Genomic DNA, 2,487 nt, shown 5'->3' on the forward strand with positions numbered 1-2,487 from the left:
GGCAGCCTAGCGTAATCTTTAACAAGTTATGTCAGGCTGCAGACGAAAGTGTTGCACTTCGCGGGTGAATCCGCGACTTCGTAGTAATGCCAACAACAAAACTTCAATTTCAACCATGTAAATAGCTCTTTTCAATATTGTTTCAAAATCGCACAAGACACGTTCTGTTAATTCGATAAGACGCAACAATCACACCATAATCCAGTTCATTATCACATAATGAAACTGAGAATCCCCTCTAGCTGCTGATTAACTAGACATCCATTAGCTACCTAATTACAATAATATCAATAATGCTGGTACTTTAGTGCTAATACACAATTAATATACATAAAGCCAAATTCATTAACGGCGATGTAAACATTTTCGGTTAACATGCCAAACAATATCTACAGTCGTCTCGAAAACGAGACAGGTATCATTCTTGATTACTGTCTTTATTGCATAGATGATAGGCATCTGATTTTTTTTTACAAAAATTAACGGATTTCATTTTTCTCGTTACTTAATAATATTTGCTTGCTATGAGTTGCTACTATGACTAATATTTCGGCAGATCTAATTCTTTTGATACTACTCGTTATTATTGCTGCCTACTTTGTTCATAAGGTAAGTGTAAAACTGGCGATAGCTCGTAAGACAAAAGACTTAGAGGAAACTAATAAAAGACTACAAATGCTATCAACCACAGATAGCCTTACTGGCCTGAAAAATAGACGATTTTTTTCTGATTTACTCGAAGAGTTCAACGGACTTGATAAAGTAGGGCTTCTCATTCTAGATATAGATAATTTTAAGTCTATTAATGATAACTACGGGCATGGTGTTGGTGACACTGTCATTCAATATGTCGCTGAGATATTGAAACGAGCATCAACTAATGGCGAGATCGTCGCAAGAATCGGTGGCGAGGAATTTGCAGTTGTAACCCGATTTGATAACTTCGAGAGTGCAAAGCGCTATGCGTATGAAGTTGTAACTTTGATAGAAAAAAGTACACCATTTTTTTTATCAGAACCTGAACGTGTAACAGTGAGCGCAGGCCTGAGGTACCATATAAAAAAGCCCCGCTCATTGTCTCTGGAGCAAGCAGATATACTGCTATATCGAGCGAAAAAAGAAGGAAAGAATAAAGTCATTGCTGAATACGAGTAACACTCACCATAAAGTGTGATCTCGCACCAAAATTTTATTTTTTGTAGCATATTCTATGCAATAATGTCGAAAAAAAAGCTATGTTATCGTCTTGTTTTCATTCACCGGTAACGCAAAATGCGAGCAAGCGAAAACGTCAGTTATAAAGATTGGCTTTTAACTCTCGGCGCACCTCATACGAGTATTTTTGAAGGGGAAAGAAAGTATTTAGATCCTTACTGGGTAAACAGCAAAGAGTGTTGTTACCAGATATTAGAAAGAGATTGGGGAATTGAAAATAGGTCCTCTCTTTATCATCACATACATTCTCTTGTTTATAAAGGCACGCATGGGCACTTCCTATCTCACCTCTATGCGAAGTATGCGAGCTCCACAACTCATGAATGGTCAGTTTTCGCATCAAGCTTTTCACCTAGCCGAGAAAGAGCAGAAATAGATTTTGTTTCAATGACTTACGATATATTAGGTCTAGGTGGCACACGTGGCTATGATTACGGACGAGCGTGTTTTCTTGCAAGAGAGGGTCTGAAAGTAGATTGGTTATCCGAAGACGAATTCTATTACATTCATACTGTTATAGCTCAAAAAGCAAAGTTTTTTTATAAGTCTTGGCAACAATATACTCATTCATGGATTCTTGGTAGTTGCTATTGGGCCTACCTAGTAAATGACCTCAATGAGGAAGAGGCCTGTAGTATCTTTTTAAATCAAGGACTGCGCAACAGACTAAAAAATCGTTTGCAATTCAGTTTCCAAGATAAAGAGAATCCAATTCGTTGGATGCCTTGGGATGGCGTTTATCTTCCTGACATGGATATCCCTGACTCGCTTAAACCACTGATCGAAAGTGAGGAATATAATGAATCCGCTTGAGTTTTTTGACTTAGATGAAAATACAAGTCCAGAAGAATTAAAGACGAAGTACAAACTGAAGCTTAGAGATAACCACCCAGAAGACAATCCTGAGGGGTTTAAAGAGCTTAGAGAAAAATACGAAACTGCTCTTAGTTTATTGGAAAGAGAAGAAACTATCTGTGATACAGATGATGTAGTTTCAACCGTACAGAGTCCCTCAATTAGCGAGTTTAATGAGACGCTTAATAATATAAAATCTTTTCTTGAGAGAGAACTGTCACCAGGTTATGAAAGAGAATGGGCTAAATGGGTTACACATATTGAATTATTACCCCTAGACCAATCTGTCCCTCTTTCGAAAGAACTTGGCGTGTTTGTCGCTGATAGATTATGGATTCCGTCGTTCGTAATTCGTGACCTATGGGATCTATTGTCAACGCCAGTTTAAAATTGACCCACTTATCGACGTTATCGCCG

The 2,487-nt window shown here is 37.8% G+C and carries 3 protein-coding genes; all 3 read left to right on the plus strand.

Going from position 1 to position 2,487, the window contains the following annotated elements:
• Window positions 1-537 precede the first annotated feature (537 nt).
• The 3 genes from C7A19_RS10270 (at window position 538) to C7A19_RS10280 (ending at window position 2,458) form a co-directional block, all read left to right on the plus strand.
• A complete protein-coding gene (locus C7A19_RS10270) occupies window positions 538-1,155 on the plus strand; it encodes a GGDEF domain-containing protein (protein ID WP_116644835.1) in 618 nt (205 codons plus the stop codon).
• A gap of 117 nt (window positions 1,156-1,272) precedes the next feature.
• Window positions 1,273-2,028, plus strand: a complete 756-nt coding sequence (locus C7A19_RS10275; RefSeq protein WP_116644836.1) for a DUF1266 domain-containing protein — start codon at window positions 1,273-1,275, stop codon at window positions 2,026-2,028.
• Window positions 2,015-2,458 carry a hypothetical protein gene (locus C7A19_RS10280; protein WP_116644837.1) on the plus strand — a complete coding sequence of 148 codons (444 nt, stop codon included), beginning with the start codon at window positions 2,015-2,017 and terminating at the stop codon, window positions 2,456-2,458. Before C7A19_RS10275 ends, C7A19_RS10280 begins: the two co-directional genes overlap by 14 nt.
• Window positions 2,459-2,487 lie beyond the last annotated feature (29 nt).

This window comes from Salinivibrio sp. HTSP (assembly GCF_003390965.1).
GTDB lineage: Bacteria > Pseudomonadota > Gammaproteobacteria > Enterobacterales > Vibrionaceae > Salinivibrio > Salinivibrio kushneri.